General features: G+C 34.1%; 3 protein-coding genes. 2 read left to right on the forward strand and 1 reads right to left on the reverse strand.

All coding sequences use genetic code 11. The features are described from left to right. Positions 1 to 204: 204 nt before the first annotated feature. Positions 205 to 345, reverse strand: coding sequence for a hypothetical protein (locus AC1DVB_RS26865; protein WP_156404310.1), 141 nt, complete (start codon positions 343 to 345; stop codon positions 205 to 207). A 639-nt stretch (positions 346 to 984) separates the two neighbouring features. Here AC1DVB_RS26865 and AC1DVB_RS26870 point away from each other — a divergent pair. Together AC1DVB_RS26870 and AC1DVB_RS26875 are read left to right on the forward strand one after the other, a co-directional pair. Then, positions 985 to 1131, forward strand: a complete 147-nt coding sequence (locus AC1DVB_RS26870) for a hypothetical protein (RefSeq protein WP_156404311.1) — start codon at positions 985 to 987, stop codon at positions 1129 to 1131. Between the two features lie 281 nt (positions 1132 to 1412). Beyond that, positions 1413 to 1820: an Hsp20/alpha crystallin family protein gene (locus tag AC1DVB_RS26875; RefSeq protein ID WP_034312897.1), complete on the forward strand. Its 408-nt coding sequence runs from the start codon at positions 1413 to 1415 to the stop codon at positions 1818 to 1820. Positions 1821 to 1989 lie beyond the last annotated feature (169 nt).

The raw sequence follows: 1989 nt of genomic DNA on the forward strand, positions 1-1989 counted from the left end.
CACACTAAAATAATCGATGGATCATTCAATATGAATATAAAAGTTCGTACGAACAGACTATTGAGTGACACCACCAATTAACAACAGTTCCTAAATCGTAACCACTAGGGGTAAAAGGCTCATTCTTCCTAAGTATCCCCTCGTTCCCAATGACGATGGCAGCTTTATTGTACTCAATAGGATAGATCGTTGTAGGTTTCTGTTTTACAGAAGCATTTTCTTTTGTAACCAATCTTCAATTTCTGCTGCTGGTAAAACAGCTAACAAATTAAGTTTTTTATTATACTTTTTAAAAATGGTAAGAAGTTGTTTTTCTTCTTTTTCAGTCACTTCTGTTGAGGGCAATTTTGTCTTCCGAATAAATAAGTTCAGCTTCAGGAGAAGTATGTATTGTTTCATCTTGAAGCATATGTCTTTGTTGTTTCTTATTACGTTCAAGATGCTTATAATAGGAGTGCTTCGCTATTTGACAAAGCCAAACTGACATTTTACATTCACCATTATATCTATCAATGGATTTTACAGCTTAATAGAAGGTTTCTTGTGTTAGTTCTTCTGATAAATCTGAGTTGTGACAAAGATACATTAGATATTTAAAAACTTCTTCAGCATAATTACTATAAATTTCATCTAGTTCTCCCAAGCCTTTTCCTCCTTTCGTCTATATATCCGATTCAAGTCAATTTTGTTACAAAAAATATTTTTTTTATTGGCAACAGAAAACCGCCAAACAAAATGGCGGCTAAAGCATTTAATTCAACATAACTAACCTCCCCGTTACTTTAATTGAAATGTTTCACAATATGTTCTCTTATACAAACAATAATCTTTTTAATGTTTGTTTCCTTTAGCCTCTATTTGCACGTGTGAAATGAACAAAGCAGCATAAGACATATGAATATTTCAACTGATTACATTCCTTGCAAAAACAAGAATAAGAAGAGGGGCAGGACACAAACTATGCTATAAAGGAGTGTGTATATCATGGATGAAAAGGGTTTAAAACAGAACGCTAGTAATACTTTACGTACGAATAAAAAGAAAACTTTAGAAATAATAGCAAGTGTTGATGAGTTGAAAAAAGAGCATGAACCAGAGTATGTCTTTTTATATTGGGATGAATTGAGATAGCCTTAGTTTAAGAAGTTACATGCTTTATAAGCCTTATTTGTACTTATAAAGTTACAATCCTTCTAAAAAATCCACTCTTTTAGAAGGACTTATGACCCTTTCTTTTATAACTTGTTCTGCTTTTTAATACCCGCATACACATCGTCCCTTTGTATTGGTTGCTCTTTACATTTTTAGAACCAATTTCCCGAAATCTTTTATTATCTTCAATTTCACTTTTCCAATCACCATTCTTCATGCTCCATCATATAATACCTCAAAGGAAAACCGGGGGTATCAACATGCAAGACAATCAACATGGATCGCAAATGACTGAGGTTGAAAAGTTTGATGAATGGGTAAAAAGTTTTTTTCTGGATCCGGAAACTTGTGCGTTGGATCATCAACTTTTTTCAATTGATATATACGAAAGTGACGATGAGTATATGGTGGAAGCGGTTTTGGAAGATCATGATGTAAAAGATATTAAAGTATGCCTAAGTGATAATGAGCTATCGATCATCGTTGACGATACTCATAAGCCATTTCTTGAAAAAAAAGAAGATAAGCTACCCACACAGAGAAAGATCCCTTTCCCCTTTTCGATTTGCTCACGAAGAATTACCGCTGAATTCTCGAATCCGATTTTGGTGATTCGCATCCATAAGTTTTCCCCCGGAAAAACAGCTGAAGATATTAACATCGAGTAGTCTGTTCATTAAAAATAAAAAGAATGGCTAAGGGGAACCTCCCCTTGGTATTATCCCCTTCAGGTAGACAGAGAAAAAAGAGAACATGATAAAATGTTCTTAACTGTCAATCTGGAGGGGATTTTTTGTATGGCAAAGAAGGGGCAAACGTTTCAAGCGTATACAGAAG

The organism is Peribacillus sp. P4_D6 (genome assembly GCF_056401795.1).

What these genes read in the sequence shown, in the direction of transcription:
- AC1DVB_RS26875 (WP_034312897.1), top strand. Translation starts at nt 1,413, where the DNA reads ATGCAAGACAATCAACATGGATCGCAAATGACTGAGGTTGAAAAGTTT.
- AC1DVB_RS26870 (WP_156404311.1), top strand. Translation starts at nt 985, where the DNA reads ATGGATGAAAAGGGTTTAAAACAGAACGCTAGTAATACTTTACGTACG.